We start from the raw sequence: 15,638 nt of genomic DNA, 5'->3' as shown, positions 1-15,638 counted from the left end.
TCAAAACGCGGCCAACAGGCGAGCACTATAGCCACGCCGTTTTGTTCGAATAAGATGCTGTTTTTTTCACCCCGATTAACAAGCGTTATATACGGGATTACCCCAATGAAACCGCAGCAGTTGCAGGCGTTCGTCGCCGCCGCCCATCACCGCAGTCTGCGCGCCGCCGCGCGCGAGCTCGGCGTGACGCAACCGGCCGTCACCCATACGATTCGCGAGCTCGAAAGCGCGCTGAATGCCGAGTTGATGGTGCGCAGCGTGCGCGGCATCGAATTGACGGCATGCGGGCTTGCGCTGCTGCCGCGCGCCGAGCAGTTGCTGGGCGACATGCGGCGCACGGTCGAAGCCGTCGAACAGGTGAAGGGAGAACTGGCCGGCAAGGTCAGCGTGGGCACCATGCCGTCGATCGCGCTCACGGCGCTGCCGCATGCGGTCTCGAAGTTTCGCCGCGCGATGCCGCTGGTCAATCTGCATCTGGAAGAAGTGACGATCCCGGACGCCGTCGCGCGTTTGCGCAACGGCGCGCTGGATATCGCGGCGATCCATCACGTGCAGGCGCTCGACAGCGATCTGGTGCAAGCGCCGCTCTATTCGACGCAGTTCGTCGTCGCCATGCGCGCGGGGCATCCGCTGGCCAACGTGACGCGCCTGCATGAACTGCTCGACGCGGAGTGGATCGTGACCGTGGGCGCCGATCACTTCCCGCACAGCGTGATGATGGCGATGTTCAACGCGCACGGCCTGCCGGTGCCGAAGCGGCTGGTGCGCGCGCCGTCGTCGTTCGCGGTGACGCTCGGACTGGTGTCGCAAACCGATGTGATCGGCTGCTTCACGCGGCCGCTCGCGCAGATGGTCGCGCCGCTCGGCATCCGCGTCGCGCAGATCGAAGAGGCGCTGCCGAACTACGATCTCAGCATCATTTCGCGGCGCGGCCTGCTGCCGACGCCGGCCGTCCTGCAGTTCGTGTCCTGCCTGCAGGACGCCACGCGGGAACGCATGGCGATGGCCGAATAATACGGCTTACTGAACGTCGGCTTCCGCCTTGAGGAACGCAATCAACGCATGCCCGGCTTCGTTCAGCTCGCCGGAATTGTCGATCGTGGTGCAGCGCACGCCATCCGGCAACGAGAACGGCGCGCGGCGCGCGAGCCGCGCCGCCACCTGTTCCGCCGATTCGCGTGCCCGCGCGCCGAGCCGGGCTTCGAGAATATGCGGCGCGGCGTCCACGTGCACCACTTCCGTATTCGGATAACGCGCCAGCACATGCTGCAAATGCTGACGCGAGCCGTTGACGACTACCGTGCAGCCGCGTGCCAGCCACACATCTAGTTCGATACCGATGCCATAGCGCAGCGAGTGGCTCGACCATTCGAGCGCGAACAGGCCGAGCACGGAACGCGCCGCGAACTCTTCGACGCTCAACGCCACGTGTGCCTCGCCATTGCCGCTCGGCCGCGTGATGTAGCGATGCGCAAACAGAATCGGCTCGCCCATCAAGTGCTTGCGCGCGAACTCCAGCAACGAATCCTTGCCCGCGCCGGACGGCCCCATTACATAGATCAAACGACCTGTCATTGTTATTTCACCTCGTCGGTCCGGAACGGCATACGTTGCCACAGCACGAACGGCTCGCCGGGAGCCGGTTCGACGAAGAGCGCGGCGTGATCGACAAGCAGCGGCCCGAGCGCGGCCGTTCGCGCCTGCCACCATGCGACCAGCGTGGCGCGCTCCTGCGCGTCGGCGAGTGAACTGGAAAGCGTCATGTGAAATCGGAATTCGTCGAACACGTACGGATAACCCCATTCGATCAGCAACGCGCGTTGCCGTTCGCTGAGCGGGGCCGCCAAACGGCGTGCCAGATCGGCCGCGGACTGCCGCGCGCGCAAGGCATCGAGCGTTTGCAGCGCGCTCGTGGCCACGTCGCGGATGCTGGCTTCGCCTTGCGCATCGGCGGGCCGCAATGCCACGAAATCGCCGAGCGTCGCGGCTTCCACCGGCAACGCGAATGCGCTTTGGTTCCGCGCCCACTCACGCGTGGCTTGCAATACGTGTGCCTGCGTCACGCCGTCGGCGAGTCGAAACGGCGCGACCAATGTGCCGTGCCAACCATAGCGGCGCGGCGCTTCGGTGAGTTCTGCGAGTGGACGCGACAACTCGGGAGGTTGAGGAGATTCGCAGCGCTCGCCGCTTTCCGCGTCGCGCGCGAGCCACGCCGAGCCGGCCTGCCACCACGCCGATTCACGCGACGGCGCGTAATACACAGCGAAACGAGCTTCGGCACCCCATGCGGCGCCGCTCATAAGTCGTGCTCCACCAGCAGTTGCACACGGTCCGCGGCAAAGTGCGTGAAGCCGTATTTGACCGGCGTGCCTTGCAGATCGACATCGACGTTTTCGACCCACAGCACCGGTTGCTGACGGTTGATATTCAAACGCCGCGCCACCTCCGGCTCGGGCAGCACGCTGCCTATACGGCTCCACTTGCGCAGATAGTCGTTCACGCCGAATTCCGCCATGGCCTTGGTGATGCCGCCGGTGCGCTCCAGCACCTCCGGCAGGTCCGCGAAACGCACCGCGGGATACCAGTTGCGCGCGAACGTGAGCGGCACGCCGTCGGATTCATGCAGCGATTCGATCCGGTAGACCGACGCGCCGGCCCGCAGGCTCAACGCCTTCGCGACGCTCGGCTCGGCCTTCACGCGCGCGGCCGACAACATCGTGCCCGCCGCGGCGTGATGCTGCTGGCGCAAGTTTTCTGTAAACCGCGTGCGGCGGCCAATCGTATAGTCGATGGCGCCGGGCTGCACGAAGGTGCCGCGCCCCTGCTCGACGCTGACGAGGCCCAACGCCGCGAGACCCAGCATGGCCCGGCGCACGGTATGCCGGTTCACGTCGAAGCGTTTCGCGAGTTCGCCCTCGCTCGGCAGGCGCCCTTCTTCGCCGAAACCGCTGGCGGCGATCTCCGCCGCCAGGATCTGCTCGATCTGCCGCCACACGGCAACGCCCGCGCCGCGTTCGAGCATCGTGCCCGGCGTCGCGTTGTCGTTCGATGTCATGGTGCTGTCATTCCCTTGGGTTCAAATATTCTCTATGACGTGCATTGTAGTGCGCAAGCCGTGATGGAAATGTGAAACGGCCGGCATGCGCTACACGGCTCGACAAGCATACCCCTAAACGTCTAGACGTTTAGATGAATAGATGGTCAAATGTCTACTCGCTGGATCAACAGGAAATTCGATGAGTGCCACTTCCGCCTCGCCTTCCTCCGCTCCGCCACCGGCTGTCCGGCGCGCATGGATGGCCGTCCTGGCCCGCACGCCGCGCGCCGATCTCGAAGCCGCGCTCGAACGCGCACTGCGGGACATCCCCACTCCGACGTATGACTGGCTGCGCCCACCCGAGATCGGCCTTGCGATGGTGCGCGGGCGCGTCGGCGGCAGCGGCGATCCGTTCAATCTCGGCGAAGCCACGGTAACGCGCGCCACCTTGCGTCTGCGCGTGTCGGGCGACGCCGCCGCTGCTGTCGGCGTGGCGTGCCATCTGGGCCGCGACCGCCGCCGCGCCGAATTGGCTGCGTTCGCAGACGCGCTCCTGCAAATGCCTGAGCATCACGCCGTCTTGCATAAGCAACTGATCGAGCCGTTTGCCACGCAGCAGGCCGCGAAACGCGCCGGGCGGCAACAGGACGCCGCGGCCACGCGCGTCGAATTCTTTACGATGGTCCGGGGCGACTGATGGAAAACTCACAGATTGCATTGTCTACCGCGTTATCCACCTTAGCGCCGGGTTTCGCCGACCCGGTGCACGACACCCAGGCGGTGTTTCGCACCCTGCTCGACGCGCTGTCGCGGCCGGGCACGGTCGGCGTGATCGAGAACGTGCTGCCCGAAGGGCGGGCCACACGCGCCGAGCTCGCCGCCTTCGCCGCGCTGCTCGCGCTCTGCGACTACGCGACGCCCGTGTGGCTCGCGCAACCCGATACGGCACTGGGTTCGGCATTGCGCTTTCACACCGGCGCGCCGCTCGTCGACGAACCGGGCCAAGCCGCGTTTGCCTATATCCACGACGCAAGCGCGTTGCCGCCGCTGGAAAGCTTCGCGCTCGGCGCGGCGGAATCGCCCGAGCAATCGGTCACGCTGCTGATCCGCGTCGACGCGCTGACGGGCGGCGCGCCGATCGTGCTGAGCGGCCCCGGCATCCAGCACACGGCGACGATTGCGCCGGTCGGCCTGCCCGAGCATTTCTGGCGCGAACGCGCCGCGCTCGCGCCGCTCTTTCCTTGCGGCGTCGATTGTTATCTCGTCTGCGGCGCGCGCCTGATCGGCCTGCCGCGCACAACTCAAGCGAAGGTGAACTGATGTACGTTGCCGTCAAGGGTGGAGAACGCGCGATCGAAGCGTCGTGGCGTCTGCTCGACAAGGCACGCCGCGGTGACAGGCGGCTGGCCGAACTCAGCGTCGCGCAGATTCGCGAACAATTGCGCCTCGCAGTGGCGCGCGTGATGACCGAAGGCTCGGTCTACGATGAGGAACTCGCCGCGCTCGCGATCAAGCAAGCCGCCGGCGATCTGGTGGAAGCGATCTTCCTGCTGCGCGCCTATCGCACCACACTTCCGCGTTTCGGCTACACGCAGCCGATCGATACCGAAGCGATGCAGGTGGAGCGCCGCATTTCGGCGACCTTCAAGGACGTGCCCGGCGGGCAGTTGCTGGGCGCGACGTACGATTACACGCAGCGTCTGCTGGATTTCGCGTTGCTCGCTGAAAGCGATGGGGCTGTTAGCGTAGCGCCGTCACCTTCGAATCAAGTCGCCGCAGTGGAAACGGAAGCGATGCCGCGCGTCGTCAGTCTGCTCGACAAGGAAGGGTTGATCGAACAGGAACGTCCCACGCCGAATGCGCCTGAACCCGGCGATCTGTCGCGCGAGCCGCTCGCCTTTCCCGCGAGCCGCGCCACACGCCTGCAAAATCTCGCGCGCGGCGACGAAGGTTTCCTACTCGCGATGGGTTACGCGACGCAGCGCGGCTATGCGCACTCCCATCCGTTCGCGGGCGAGATCCGCTTCGGTACGATCGCCGTGGAAATGGAACTCGACGAACTAGGCGAAGCGGTCGAAATCGGCGACATCGACATTACCGAATGCCAGATGATCAACCAGTTCGCCGGCAGCGGCGCGGTGCCGCCAACCTTCACGCAAGGCTACGGTCTCGCGTTCGGCCACTCGGAGCGCAAGGCGATGGCGATGGCGCTTGTCGACCGCGCGTTGCGCGCCGAAGAACTCGGCGAAACGCTTGCCTCGCCGACGCAGGACATCGAATTCATGCTCTCGCATAGCGATAACGTCGAAGCGTCCGGTTTCGTGCAGCACCTGAAGCTGCCGCACTATGTCGACTTCCAATCGGAGCTGGAACTCGTGCGCCGTTTGCGTGCGCAGCACGCCATGCAGAGTGAGGACCAACCCAACGCTCAGCAGGAGCAGGCAGCATGAACGCGCCCGACACATCTCTCGCCACCGCGTCCACCGCGTCATACGACAGCGCTGCCGACGGCTACAACTTCGCGTACCTCGACGAACAGACCAAGCGCATGCTGCGGCGCGCCTTGCTCAAGGCCGTCGCCGTGCCGGGTTATCAGGTGCCGTTCGCCTCGCGTGAAATGCCGCTGCCGTTCGGCTGGGGCACCGGCGGCATTCAGGTGACCGCGGCGATCATCGGCAAACACGACACGCTGAAGGTGATCGATCAGGGCTCCGACGAAACCACCAACGCGGTCAACATCCGCCGCTTCTTCGCGCGCACCACCGGCGTGGCGACCACGCGCCGCACGGTCGACGCGACGATCATCCAGACCCGTCACCGCATTCCCGAAGCGCCGCTCACCGACAAGCAGATTCTCGTCTATCAGGTGCCGATGCCCGAGCCGCTGTTTCGACTCGAACCGCGGGTCGCCGAATGCAAGAAGCTGCATGCGCTCGCCGACTACGGTCTGATCAGCGTGAAGCTTTACGAGGATATCGTGCATCACGGCAGCATCGCGACCACCTACGACTATCCCGTGATCGTCAACCATCGCTACCTCGCCTCGCCCTCGCCGATTCCGAAGTTCGACAATCCGAAGATGCATATGAACCCCGCGCTGCAATTGTTCGGCGCCGGCCGCGAACGGCGCATTCACGCAATTCCGCCGTACACGCCGGTGCGCAGCCTCGACTTCGACGATCACCCGTTCGAAGTGCAGAAGTGGCAGCACGCGTGCGCGCTGTGCGGATCGACGGAGAGCTTTCTCGACGAAATGATCGTGGACGACGCCGGCAAACGCATGTTCGTCTGCTCCGATAGCGACTACTGCCACGAACGCCGCGGCGACGCGGATCTCGATCTGCCGGCACGCGAAGCACGCAAAGGAGAGCCCGCATGACGCCGCTTCTGAGCGCCCGCTCGCTCACCAAACAATACGGCGGCCGCAACGGCTGCAGAAACGTCAGCTTCGATCTGTATCCGGGCGAAGTGTTGTGCATTGTCGGTGAATCCGGCTCGGGCAAGACCACACTGCTCAACACGCTCGCGCTCAAAACCGCGGCCGACAGCGGCTCGCTTCACTACACGGCCACGCATGGCGACCAGCTCGATCTGCTCGCGTTGTCCGAACCGCGCCGCCGCTTGCTGATGCGCACCGAGTGGGGCTTCGTCCAGCAGAATCCGCGCGACGGACTGCGCAGCGGCGTCTCGGCCGGCGCGAATATCGGCGAGCCGTTGATGGCCGTCGGCGCGCGTCACTATGGCGATATCCGTTACGCGGCCACGCAGTGGATGGAGCGCGTCGAACTCGACGCTTCGCGCATCGACGAATTTCCCGCTGCGTTTTCGGGCGGCATGCAGCAGCGCTTGCAGATCGCGCGCAATCTCGTCACCAGTCCGCGGCTCGTCTTCATGGACGAACCCACCGCCGGTCTCGACGTGTCGGTGCAGGCGCGTCTGCTCGATCTGCTGCGCACGCTGACATCCACGCTGCATCTGTCGGTGCTGATCGTCACGCACGATATCGGCGTCGCGCGTTTGCTCGCGCATCGGTTGATGGTGATGCAGGGTGGCGAAGTCGTCGAGGCGGGCCTGACGGATCAGGTGCTCGACGATCCGCAGCACCCATACACGCAAACGCTGGTTTCCTCGGTTCTGCCGGTTTGAGGCTCACAATGCGATCCATTGAAACAAGCAGTGAAGCGCGCGCCGGCGAGCGCGCGTTCATCGACAACGCGGCGCTGATGCTGCGCGCGGTCGGCATCGGTAAGACGTTTATCTTGCATGGCCAGGGCGGCGTGCAGATCGAAGCGCTCGCGGGCGTCTCGCTCGAAGTCGAGCGCGGCGAGTGCGTGGTGTTGGTCGGACCGTCGGGCGCGGGCAAGAGCACGCTGCTGCGCTGCCTGTACGGCAATTACCTGGCAAGCCGCGGCTCGATTGCGATTCGCGATGCGGCGAATGACGGCCAGCCCGTGTCGATCACCGGCGCCGAACCGCACGACGTGTTGCGCCTGCGCCGTGGCGTGGTCGGTTACGTGAGCCAGTTTTTGCGCGTGATTCCGCGCGTGCCGACGCTCACGCTCGTCGCCGAACCGCTACTCTCGCGCGGCGTCCCTGAAGACGAAGCGCGCTCGCGCGCCGCCGCGCTGCTGGCCAGATTGAATGTGCCGGAACGTCTGTGGTCGCTCGCGCCCGCCACGTTCTCCGGCGGCGAACAGCAGCGCGTGAATATCGCGCGTGGTCTGATCGCGGAGCATCCGCTACTGTTGCTCGATGAACCGACGGCCTCGCTCGACGCGGAAAACCGCGACGTGGTCGCCGATCTGATCGTCGAAGCGCGCGAGCGCGGCGCGGCGATCGTCGGGATCTTTCACGACGAAGATACGCGCAGCAAGGTGGCCACGCGCCGCCTGGAACTGCAGCCGCCACTGCGTCACTAAGTGACACCAAACGGCACTACACTGACGCATGCGGCGTCAACACAGCAACCACACAGCCACACTCAAGTCTGACTGACTACGGAGCAAGTCGATGTTGATCAGGAACGCTCGCATCGTGACGCGAGACGAAGTATTCACCGGCGTGCTACGCGTCGAAGACGGCGTGCTTCGCGACGTCGAGCGCGGCACGACCAGCGCGCGCGAAGCCGAAGATTGGGACGGCGACTATCTGTTGCCCGGTCTGATCGAACTGCACACGGACAATCTCGAGAAGCATCTCGCGCCGCGTCCGGGCGTGCAATGGAATACGGATGCCGCCTTCGTGATCCACGACGCGCAAGTGGCCGCGGCCGGCATTACCACCGTGTTCGATGCGCTTGCCATCGGCTCGCGCACGAACGTGGGACTGCGGGGCCGCGACTTGCAGACGCAATGCGCGGCATCGCTCACACGGTTTTCCGAGCGCAAGCTGCTGCGCGCCGAACACTTCCTGCATCTGCGCTGTGAAATCGCCACCGCCGACGTCGTGGAAGTGTTCGACTCGCTGTGCGCGCATCCGTTGCTGCGGCTCGCCTCGGTGATGGATCACACGCCGGGTCAGCGTCAGTGGCACGACCGCGAGCAATGGCGCCGCTTCCAGGAACGCAACGGCAAGCTGAGCGACGAACACGTCGCGACCGCGCTGGCCGAACTGTCGGTCGAACAGGCGCGTTACGCCGATGCGCACCGCCGCGAGATCGTCGCGCGCTGCAACCGCCTCGGCATTCCGGTGGCGAGCCACGACGACACGCTGATCGAACACGTCGAGCAGGCCAAGGAGGAAGGCATCGTGCTCGCCGAATTCCCGACCACCCGCATCGCCGCCGAGGCCGCGCGCGCACACGGCATTTCGACCATCATGGGCGCGCCGAACATCGTGCGCGGCGGCTCGCATTCGGGCAACGTCTCGGCGCTCGAACTGGCGCGAGCCGGCTTGCTCGATATCCTGTCGTCGGATTACGTGCCGTCGAGCCTGATGACCGCCGTGTTCGAACTGGTCGACAAAGCCGGCTGGACCTTGCCGCGAGCGATGGCGACGGTCTCCGCCGAACCGGCGCGCACCGCCGGTTTGCACGACCGCGGCGCGATCGAAGCGGGTTTGCGCGGGGACTTCGTGCGCGTGACGATGCTCGATAAGCTGCCGGTGCCGCGCGCGACGTATCGCGGCGGGGCACGGATCGTTTGAAGGCTTTTTTATAGGGCTTTTATTGCTCGCCGGGCTCGCGATGCGCGGCTCGCGAGCATCCTCATGGCGTGGACGGCAGTTGCCCCCACGCCACCAGCACCTTCTGAATCCCACGCGCATACGCATCGCGCTGCTTTGGCGTTTCCGAGTGGTAAGCGCCGATCGCGCGCCACGTATTGCCGTGCTTGACCATCTTCTGTTTCAGCAGCCAGGCGGCCACGTACACGTTCACGCACGGATCGATCAGCGCGCGATGCGGCACGCCTTCGCGCGCGAGGTCGTCGAAGTGAATCGAGTTGATCTGCAGCTGACCCACGTCGATCGAACCATTTGCGTTCTGGCGTATCGCGCCCGCGTCGCCCTTCGATTCGTACCACGCAAGCGCGCGCAGCACCCATGGGTTGACGCCCTGATACGCCGCGGCTTCGTTGAAGCAATCGTCGGCTGCTTGCGCGACGCCGCACACCGACAGGCAGGCGAGCGCAATAAGGAAGATCTTCAAGGACATGACGCATCCTTCCGCTAGTTAGTGATAAAGAGTGGCGAGCGTCGGGTCGCCGCCCGATTTACTGGCCAACGCCTGATCGATCTGTCGTTGCACGGAGTCGAGATAGGCACGCGAGGCGTCGGACACGACGATGCGCACGACCGGGCCCGGCGGACTTCTGCGCTCCTGCGTCTGAGCCGCCCCATGCGGCTTCTTTCGACGCGTAGCCGGTTTGAGCGGCAAGTCGTCGTCGGTTGCGGGCGGAGGCGGAAGCATGGCGAGCGACGGCAACGGCGGATAAACCTTGTCCGCCGCGGCGGGAAATGCTGCGGGAAATGCGCCGGCGGATTGCAGGTCCGCGCCCGGCTGGCCGGCAAAGGCCGGCGCGCTCAGAAGCGCGGCCAGCGCCAGCAAAATGATGCGAACCGTCACGGTGCCCTCCATCATTGAACCGTCCTGATCGACACGCTATACGGCTGACCCAGTCCGGCGGTGCGGTTCTCGAAGTTCACGCGGGCCGTGCGCTGTGCGGGCACGCCCTTCCATACCGCCTGATTCAGGTACGCAAAATCCTGCCCCAGCGCGGTCACGAGAACGACCGTGGACTGCGGCTGCGCGGCGGCCAACGCGCCCGCTTTGGCGAGCACGGCGCTGAGTTGCGGATCGCGCGCGCCGAGCGCGTCGGGCGGAATGTCGAAACTGATCACCTCGTTCGGCGCCTTGTCCGTATGGGCCGCAGTCGGCGGAGGCATCTGGGCGCACCCGGCGAACGCGAAAACGGCAGCCAACAACCCTATCTGTCGCTTCACGGCAATCTCCCGTCAAATCCGTTGCTATATCGGAGTTTTCGGCAGGCCCGCGGCAAAGTTGATATGGCAGAAACGCTTCGCCGAAAATCAAAAAGACTTGCCTCAAGATCGGCGCAAACGATTGCTTCGACGCTCGGCAAAGCGAGGATCGAGGCAAAGTTGCCTCGCGGTTTTGCTCGGGAGAGAGCAGCAGGCGGTGCGATCAGAAAGCAATTAGAAAGCAACCGGCAAGCAACCGGCAAGCAACCGGCAAGCAACCGGCAAAGCTGGGCGCGCAGCTCAAGCGTAACAGCCGCATCAGGCCATTGGCTTGGCCTCGCGCCCTTCCGTTGCGCCTACGTCTGCCTGCGCGTGCGCCTGCTCGAGCTGTTCGCGTCGGCGCATTTCGAGCACGACGTGATAGCGCATATAGGCGCAGCGTCCGCCGGATTTGGCCGCGTACATCGCGGCGTCGGCGTTGAGCAGCAACTCCTCGGCCGTGCCGCTGTCGTCGGGGAACTGGCTGATGCCGATGCTCGCGCCCACCGTCATGCCCTGCCCGTCCACGCGGAGTTCCTCGTTCAACGTCGCCATGATCCGCGAGGCAATCGCGGGCGCCGCCTCCGCCGAGCGCGGCCCCTCGATCAGCACGATGAACTCGTCGCCGCCCAGACGCGCCACCACATCCGCGGAACAGAGCACCTGCTTCAAGCGGCGCGCCACCGCGACGAGCACCTTGTCGCCGACGGCATGGCCGAACTGGTCGTTGATCTGCTTGAAGCGGTCCAGGTCGACGAACAGCACGGCCAACCCTTCCTCGCGCCGCGTCGCTTCGTCGATTGCGCTTTCGAGCTTCTCCATGAACAGCACGCGGTTCGGCAGTCCGGTCAGCACGTCGTGCGTGGCGAGATGCACGAGCTCGCGTTGCTTGGTGTGCAACACGTCCATCTGCGATTTGATTTCGCGGCGCAGCCGGTCGAAGCAGCGCGCCAGCACACCGATCTCGTCGGTCCGTTTGAGCGGCAGCGTTTCCATGGCGTGCTCGGCGAACAGATGCGTCGCAGCGTACGCGAGAATGTGCAGCGGCTTGGTCAGCGCGCGCGCGAACAGAACCGCAAGGAACAGCGCCAGCACGCTGAAAATCAGCACCATGCGCACGATTCTGTTGCCAAGCAGATTCGCGCCGGACAGGACGTCTTCGAGCGGCTTGGCGAGGCCGAGCACGATGAAGCGGTTGCCCTCCAGATCGCCGAACGGCCTGCGCACGAAAGCGAGCACCTGGCCGGCGGCCTGCCGTGGCCGCCCAAGGCCGTTGACCAGCACCTCGCTTTGCGTCTGCTCGAACAGCGGCTTGGTGACGGAGAAACTGTCCTGCATCAGCACGCGCCGGCCGCGATCGAAGCCGAAGGTTTTCGACGCATCCGGATTAACGAGGAAATCGCCCCACTCGTTAGCCAGATAGACCTGATAGTCGCTCGGCAAATCGCTTTGCAGGCGCTTGAACAAACCCGCCAGATCGATGTCGATCACGATCACGCCCACCACCGCGCCATTGGCGTTCGACACCGGCGTGCCGACCCGCAAGGTCGGCTTGCCCTCCGCGGCATGCGTGCCGTACTCGTGGTTGACCGAGATCGGCGAGGTGTAGATGCGGCCCGGCGAAAACGCCAGCGTGTCGAACACGTACGCGAACTGGCCTTTCTCCTGCAGCTTGTTGCCTTCGACGCGCACGAGGCCGTCGGCGTCGCGGTCGAAGCGCACCAGTTCGAGTCCATAGTGCTGGCGCGTGATCAGACGGACTTGCAGGTACTCGGGGTGATGCACCATGAAACTGGAATACACCTGCGCCAGCCGTTCGCGCGCCACGTTCGGGCCGATACCGTCGTCGGTCTGCGCGACCTCCGCCGTGGACGGCATGCTCGCGAGCACGAGCGCGTCGGCGGCGACATCGTCGATCGAGGTGGAAAAGCGCTGGCCGAGCAATTCCGTCGACGTAAGCAGGCTGCGCTCGGCTTCGTTCACGAGCATCGTGCGGTTGGCGCGATACGCGTAATAGCCGGTCGCGCCGGACGCGAGCACGCCGATGCACGCAAGCAGCACGGATAGTTTGAAGGTCAGCCCCGGGCGTATCATCAAAAACGCTCCGACCGGTCCCCGGACACGATTCTGGCCCACAGGTCCTCGCGCCGCTGAATATCTTCGACCGGACCGATCCACACGATGCGCGCGTTATCGCTATTTTCCGCGGGCGCCGTCAACGTGTTGGCGAGTCCCTGGCGTTGCGTCAGCAAGGCGCTCACGTCCGGTTCGAGCATGTAATTGATCCACGCGAGCGCCAGCGGCTGATCGGCCGCCGCGCGTGTCATCGACCAGCAATCCAGCCACGCGAGCGCGCCTTCGTCGGGAATCACGTAGCCGACGTCGGCGCCCGCGCGGCGCAGCAATTCGACCTGCTGGGTGCCGTAGTTGCCGAACATCAGCGCAGCCTTGTGCTGGATGAAAAACGCGGTCGCCTCCTCGGGCAACGTGTAATAGGTCAACAGATTGCGGCGCAGATCGACGAGCTTGTGCGCGATCGCGCGCATCTGCGCGGCATCGAGTTGAAAAGGATGGGGATAGCCGAGCGCCAGCGCCGTGAACGAGAAATTGTGCTGCGCGCTGTTGAAGTCGAGCACCTTGCCGCGGTAGCGCGGATTCCACAATTCGCGCATGGAGCGCGGCGCCACGGCGACCTGCTTGCGGTCGTAGATCAGGCCCATCGACGAATACGTGAACGGAATGGCGTACGCCTTGCCGCCCGACGTGATGCCGCCGATCGACGCGAGCGCCTGAAAGCGCGGCAATTGTTTTTTGGTGTTCGGCAAGCTGGCGAGATCGAGCGGCGCCAGCAGATTCGCCTGCGTGTAGCGCTGGATTTCCGCGGTATTGGCGGCGAGCACATCGAACGGCGGCGCATGTTTGGCGTGCATCTGCGCCCACAGCGCCTCGTCGGAATCGACCAGCGTCACTTCCACTTTGGCTTGATAACGCGCCTCGAAATTCTTGACGACGTCGGCGTCCGCGTAGCCGGGCCATGCCAGCACGCGCAGAATCTTTTCTTCGGCTTTAACCGGCGACGCCAAACAAACGCCCAGGCAGATAACCGCGCCAATCAGAAATGTTAAATATCCCGAACAAACGCCGCGACACGACAAACGCGCGCGCGCCAAGGCGGCAGCGATTCGTGAATGGAAGAATCGTTTACAAAAGCGCTTTTCATCTGCCGTCAACATCATGTGCATAACCAACACCGTTTAGCAGAAGGCCTTTCCGACGAGCGCAAACACGCGGACTCGATCCGCGGACGGGGTGCTCGGTGACTTTCTTCAGACAGATGCGCTCGATGCTGCGTGTAGCGGAGCGCGAGGAGCATCGATGATAGCGCTAAGGAAACCATTTTTGGTTTTTGGCTTAGCCAGAGTCGAAAAAATATCCGGTCGGACGTGATGCATCAAAGCCGCTCAACTGCATTTAACGGCACTTTATGCGGAAACTTTAACTCGCCGCCTATCGATTGAAACGCGCGCAAGCGCTGTAATAGCGCGCGATTGTCCGCGCTTAATAACGCCATTCGGAGATAGAGGGCCGTCTCTAAAGAACCCCGCGCCGGTGCCGATAAACTCTCTTGCCCAGTCCGCCGCCGGCGGTCGACGGCAGCGTCGCCGGATGTCGCGCGGCCTGTCTTGCGGGCAGTCGAAGAGTCGGACAAGAAACAGACAATGCGCTTGAGCAAAACAGAGTGGATGTGGGTGGCCGTCGCGGCCGGGTCGATTGGGTGCTTCGGCAGTTGGCTTCAGGGCGAAATGAACCGGGCCGCGCTCGCGCGCACTGAGCGCGAGACGCCGGACATGCGCGGCACCTGCGCGGGCATGTCCGCGCAGGAGGCGCAGATGATGGACAAAGGCGAACTGTGGTGCGGCGAGGTCGGCGCCGGGCGCGCGGATTCGCTGGGTAAGCAGTAAATAAGGAGTAAATGGCCGGTTTTTAGTCCGCCGCGCCCGAGTGGCTTGAATCGCGCGTCATTCGGCCGAACTGCAATACGGACGCAATTAGCCAACTTCATTACTACGCGATTACATGCGCAAGGCGAGCGGCCATTCCATCCAATACGCATCACGGCCGCTTTTGAATCTCCACCACACTTGGACCTTAAAAGCTATCCTCCCGCGCCATCCGGTGTTTCACTAGCTACCCAATCTTTTTGAACTGATAAGCTTGGCGCGCGCTGCTGGCCGCCCCGGCTGGCAGCTTCAACCCAAGCCCGGTCGTGAGTCGCGCCGGGTGACTCGCAGCGGTACAACCGCATGCGGGCGTATTTGAACTACACGAGGAGTTAAACAGTGAAAAAACTGCTAGCGGCTTTGACGGTTGCTCTGCTTGCTACCGTTTCGATTGGCGCACACGCTAAAGAGTGGTCGACCATCCGTTTCGGCGTTGACGCCAGCTATCCTCCGTTTGAGTCGAAGGGCTCGGACGGCAAGCTCGTTGGCTTCGACATCGACCTCGGCAATGAAATCTGCGCGCGCCTGAAGGCCAAGTGCGTGTGGGTCGAAAACGACTTCGACGGCATGATCCCGGCCCTGAAGGCGAAGAAGTTCGACGGCGTGCTGTCGTCGATGTCCATGACGCCGCAACGCGCCGAGCAGATCGCCTTCTCGAACAAGCTGTTCAACACGCCGACGCGCCTCGTCGCGAAGAAGGGTTCGGGCATCCTGCCGACGGCCGACTCGCTCAAGGGCAAGACGGTTGGCGTGGAACAAGGCACGATCCAGGAAACCTACGCGAAGACGTACTGGGAAGCGAAGGGCGCGAAGGTCGTGCCGTATCAGAACCAGGACCAGGTCTACGCCGACTTGCTGTCGGGCCGTCTGGACGCAGCGCTACAAGATGCGGTGCAAGCTGAAATCGGCTTCCTGAAGACGCCGCGCGGCGCCGGCTTCGACTTCGTCGGCAAGAACCTCGACGATCCGAAGATCCTCGGCAACGGCGCGGGCATCGGCATGCGCAAGGAAGACACCGATCTGAAGGCGAAGATCGACAAGGCGATCGCCGACATCATCAAGGACGGTACGTACAAGAAGCTCGAGAAGAAGTACTTCGACTTCGACGTGTACGGCAGCTAAGTTGCCAACTCAACCAGCCA

At 64.1% G+C, this 15,638-nt stretch carries 18 protein-coding genes; 10 read left to right on the top strand and 8 right to left on the bottom strand.

The genetic code is table 11. The annotated features are described in order from the left end of the window. Positions 1-105: 105 nt before the first annotated feature. Positions 106-1,014 carry a LysR family transcriptional regulator gene (locus P0D96_RS18445; protein ID WP_132382255.1) on the top strand — a complete coding sequence of 303 codons (909 nt, stop codon included), beginning with the start codon at positions 106-108 and terminating at the stop codon, positions 1,012-1,014. Positions 1,015-1,020: 6 nt separating this feature from the next. On the opposite strand, the gene phnN is transcribed toward P0D96_RS18445, so the two are convergent. Genes phnN through phnF form a run of 3 tightly spaced genes read right to left on the bottom strand, consistent with a single transcriptional unit; the run spans position 1,021 to position 3,055 of the window. Further along, positions 1,021-1,575, bottom strand: a complete 555-nt coding sequence (gene phnN, locus P0D96_RS18440) for a phosphonate metabolism protein/1,5-bisphosphokinase (PRPP-forming) PhnN (RefSeq protein ID WP_132382253.1) — start codon at positions 1,573-1,575, stop codon at positions 1,021-1,023. A 2-nt stretch (positions 1,576-1,577) separates the two neighbouring features. Next, positions 1,578-2,300, bottom strand: coding sequence for a DUF1045 domain-containing protein (locus P0D96_RS18435; protein ID WP_408281824.1), 723 nt, complete (start codon positions 2,298-2,300; stop codon positions 1,578-1,580). After that, complete coding sequence (gene phnF, locus P0D96_RS18430; RefSeq protein ID WP_408177031.1) at positions 2,297-3,055, bottom strand: phosphonate metabolism transcriptional regulator PhnF; 759 nt, start codon at positions 3,053-3,055, stop codon at positions 2,297-2,299. Before phnF ends, P0D96_RS18435 begins: the two co-directional genes overlap by 4 nt. 181 nt (positions 3,056-3,236) lie before the next feature. Here phnF and phnG point away from each other — a divergent pair, with 181 nt between their 5' ends. From phnG to P0D96_RS18395, 7 genes are all read left to right on the top strand, one after another. Beyond that, complete coding sequence (phnG, locus tag P0D96_RS18425; protein ID WP_408314683.1) at positions 3,237-3,734, top strand: phosphonate C-P lyase system protein PhnG; 498 nt, start codon at positions 3,237-3,239, stop codon at positions 3,732-3,734. Next, positions 3,734-4,357, top strand: a complete 624-nt coding sequence (gene phnH / locus P0D96_RS18420) for a phosphonate C-P lyase system protein PhnH (RefSeq protein WP_408314682.1) — start codon at positions 3,734-3,736, stop codon at positions 4,355-4,357. Before phnG ends, phnH begins: the two co-directional genes overlap by 1 nt. Beyond that, positions 4,357-5,487: a carbon-phosphorus lyase complex subunit gene (locus P0D96_RS18415; RefSeq protein ID WP_408314681.1), complete on the top strand. Its 1,131-nt coding sequence runs from the start codon at positions 4,357-4,359 to the stop codon at positions 5,485-5,487. Before phnH ends, P0D96_RS18415 begins: the two co-directional genes overlap by 1 nt. After that, positions 5,484-6,416 (top strand): alpha-D-ribose 1-methylphosphonate 5-phosphate C-P-lyase PhnJ, encoded by a 933-nt coding sequence (locus P0D96_RS18410; RefSeq protein ID WP_408281829.1) that lies wholly within the window; start codon positions 5,484-5,486, stop codon positions 6,414-6,416. Before P0D96_RS18415 ends, P0D96_RS18410 begins: the two co-directional genes overlap by 4 nt. Then, the gene (gene phnK / locus P0D96_RS18405; protein WP_132382240.1) at positions 6,413-7,183 is read left to right on the top strand and encodes a phosphonate C-P lyase system protein PhnK; all 771 of its coding nucleotides are present in this window, start codon (positions 6,413-6,415) and stop codon (positions 7,181-7,183) included. Before P0D96_RS18410 ends, phnK begins: the two co-directional genes overlap by 4 nt. A gap of 8 nt (positions 7,184-7,191) precedes the next feature. Continuing rightward, a complete protein-coding gene (gene phnL / locus P0D96_RS18400) occupies positions 7,192-7,956 on the top strand; it encodes a phosphonate C-P lyase system protein PhnL (RefSeq protein WP_408314679.1) in 765 nt (254 codons plus the stop codon). Positions 7,957-8,047: 91 nt separating this feature from the next. Further along, entirely contained in the window at positions 8,048-9,181 is a 1,134-nt protein-coding gene (locus P0D96_RS18395) for an alpha-D-ribose 1-methylphosphonate 5-triphosphate diphosphatase (RefSeq protein ID WP_408314677.1), read from the top strand. A gap of 61 nt (positions 9,182-9,242) precedes the next feature. Here P0D96_RS18395 and P0D96_RS18390 read toward each other — a convergent pair whose 3' ends face one another. The 5 genes from P0D96_RS18390 to P0D96_RS18370 form a co-directional block, all read right to left on the bottom strand. Then, entirely contained in the window at positions 9,243-9,689 is a 447-nt protein-coding gene (locus P0D96_RS18390) for a lytic transglycosylase domain-containing protein (RefSeq protein ID WP_408281834.1), read from the bottom strand. An 18-nt stretch (positions 9,690-9,707) separates the two neighbouring features. Beyond that, positions 9,708-10,115: a hypothetical protein gene (locus tag P0D96_RS18385; RefSeq protein ID WP_408281836.1), complete on the bottom strand. Its 408-nt coding sequence runs from the start codon at positions 10,113-10,115 to the stop codon at positions 9,708-9,710. Then, complete coding sequence (locus P0D96_RS18380; RefSeq protein ID WP_408281837.1) at positions 10,112-10,420, bottom strand: hypothetical protein; 309 nt, start codon at positions 10,418-10,420, stop codon at positions 10,112-10,114. The genes P0D96_RS18385 and P0D96_RS18380 overlap by 4 nt, the downstream gene beginning before the upstream one ends. A 354-nt stretch (positions 10,421-10,774) precedes the next feature. Continuing rightward, complete coding sequence (locus P0D96_RS18375) at positions 10,775-12,589, bottom strand: diguanylate cyclase domain-containing protein (RefSeq protein ID WP_408314675.1); 1,815 nt, start codon at positions 12,587-12,589, stop codon at positions 10,775-10,777. Further along, positions 12,589-13,737: an ABC transporter substrate-binding protein gene (locus P0D96_RS18370; RefSeq protein WP_408314673.1), complete on the bottom strand. Its 1,149-nt coding sequence runs from the start codon at positions 13,735-13,737 to the stop codon at positions 12,589-12,591. The genes P0D96_RS18375 and P0D96_RS18370 overlap by 1 nt, the downstream gene beginning before the upstream one ends. Before the next feature lie 477 nt (positions 13,738-14,214). On the opposite strand from P0D96_RS18370, the gene P0D96_RS18365 reads away from it, so the two are divergent. Both P0D96_RS18365 and P0D96_RS18360 read left to right on the top strand, forming a co-directional pair. Further along, positions 14,215-14,457 (top strand): hypothetical protein, encoded by a 243-nt coding sequence (locus tag P0D96_RS18365; RefSeq protein WP_408177016.1) that lies wholly within the window; start codon positions 14,215-14,217, stop codon positions 14,455-14,457. A gap of 378 nt (positions 14,458-14,835) precedes the next feature. After that, entirely contained in the window at positions 14,836-15,618 is a 783-nt protein-coding gene (locus P0D96_RS18360; protein WP_132382224.1) for an ABC transporter substrate-binding protein, read from the top strand. Positions 15,619-15,638: the final 20 nt, after the last annotated feature.

The sequence above is a fragment of the Paraburkholderia sp. RL17-347-BIC-D genome (assembly GCF_046027915.1).
Lineage (GTDB): Bacteria > Pseudomonadota > Gammaproteobacteria > Burkholderiales > Burkholderiaceae > Paraburkholderia.
The sequence above is the reverse complement of the archived record's forward strand: the minus strand, read 5'-3'. Positions and strand labels throughout refer to the sequence as shown.

Coding starts and splice junctions, on each gene's coding strand:
- phnG (WP_408314683.1), top strand. CDS start 3,237: ATGAGTGCCACTTCCGCCTCGCCTTCCTCCGCTCCGCCACCGGCTGTC.
- P0D96_RS18370 (WP_408314673.1), bottom strand. CDS start 13,737: ATGCACATGATGTTGACGGCAGATGAAAAGCGCTTTTGTAAACGATTC.
- P0D96_RS18445 (WP_132382255.1), top strand. CDS start 106: ATGAAACCGCAGCAGTTGCAGGCGTTCGTCGCCGCCGCCCATCACCGC.
- phnL (WP_408314679.1), top strand. CDS start 7,192: ATGCGATCCATTGAAACAAGCAGTGAAGCGCGCGCCGGCGAGCGCGCG.
- P0D96_RS18380 (WP_408281837.1), bottom strand. CDS start 10,420: ATGCCTCCGCCGACTGCGGCCCATACGGACAAGGCGCCGAACGAGGTG.
- P0D96_RS18385 (WP_408281836.1), bottom strand. CDS start 10,115: ATGATGGAGGGCACCGTGACGGTTCGCATCATTTTGCTGGCGCTGGCC.
- P0D96_RS18395 (WP_408314677.1), top strand. CDS start 8,048: ATGTTGATCAGGAACGCTCGCATCGTGACGCGAGACGAAGTATTCACC.
- phnN (WP_132382253.1), bottom strand. CDS start 1,575: ATGACAGGTCGTTTGATCTATGTAATGGGGCCGTCCGGCGCGGGCAAG.
- P0D96_RS18435 (WP_408281824.1), bottom strand. CDS start 2,300: ATGAGCGGCGCCGCATGGGGTGCCGAAGCTCGTTTCGCTGTGTATTAC.
- P0D96_RS18375 (WP_408314675.1), bottom strand. CDS start 12,589: ATGATACGCCCGGGGCTGACCTTCAAACTATCCGTGCTGCTTGCGTGC.
- P0D96_RS18365 (WP_408177016.1), top strand. CDS start 14,215: ATGCGCTTGAGCAAAACAGAGTGGATGTGGGTGGCCGTCGCGGCCGGG.
- P0D96_RS18415 (WP_408314681.1), top strand. CDS start 4,357: ATGTACGTTGCCGTCAAGGGTGGAGAACGCGCGATCGAAGCGTCGTGG.
- phnK (WP_132382240.1), top strand. CDS start 6,413: ATGACGCCGCTTCTGAGCGCCCGCTCGCTCACCAAACAATACGGCGGC.
- P0D96_RS18410 (WP_408281829.1), top strand. CDS start 5,484: ATGAACGCGCCCGACACATCTCTCGCCACCGCGTCCACCGCGTCATAC.
- phnF (WP_408177031.1), bottom strand. CDS start 3,055: ATGACATCGAACGACAACGCGACGCCGGGCACGATGCTCGAACGCGGC.
- phnH (WP_408314682.1), top strand. CDS start 3,734: ATGGAAAACTCACAGATTGCATTGTCTACCGCGTTATCCACCTTAGCG.
- P0D96_RS18390 (WP_408281834.1), bottom strand. CDS start 9,689: ATGTCCTTGAAGATCTTCCTTATTGCGCTCGCCTGCCTGTCGGTGTGC.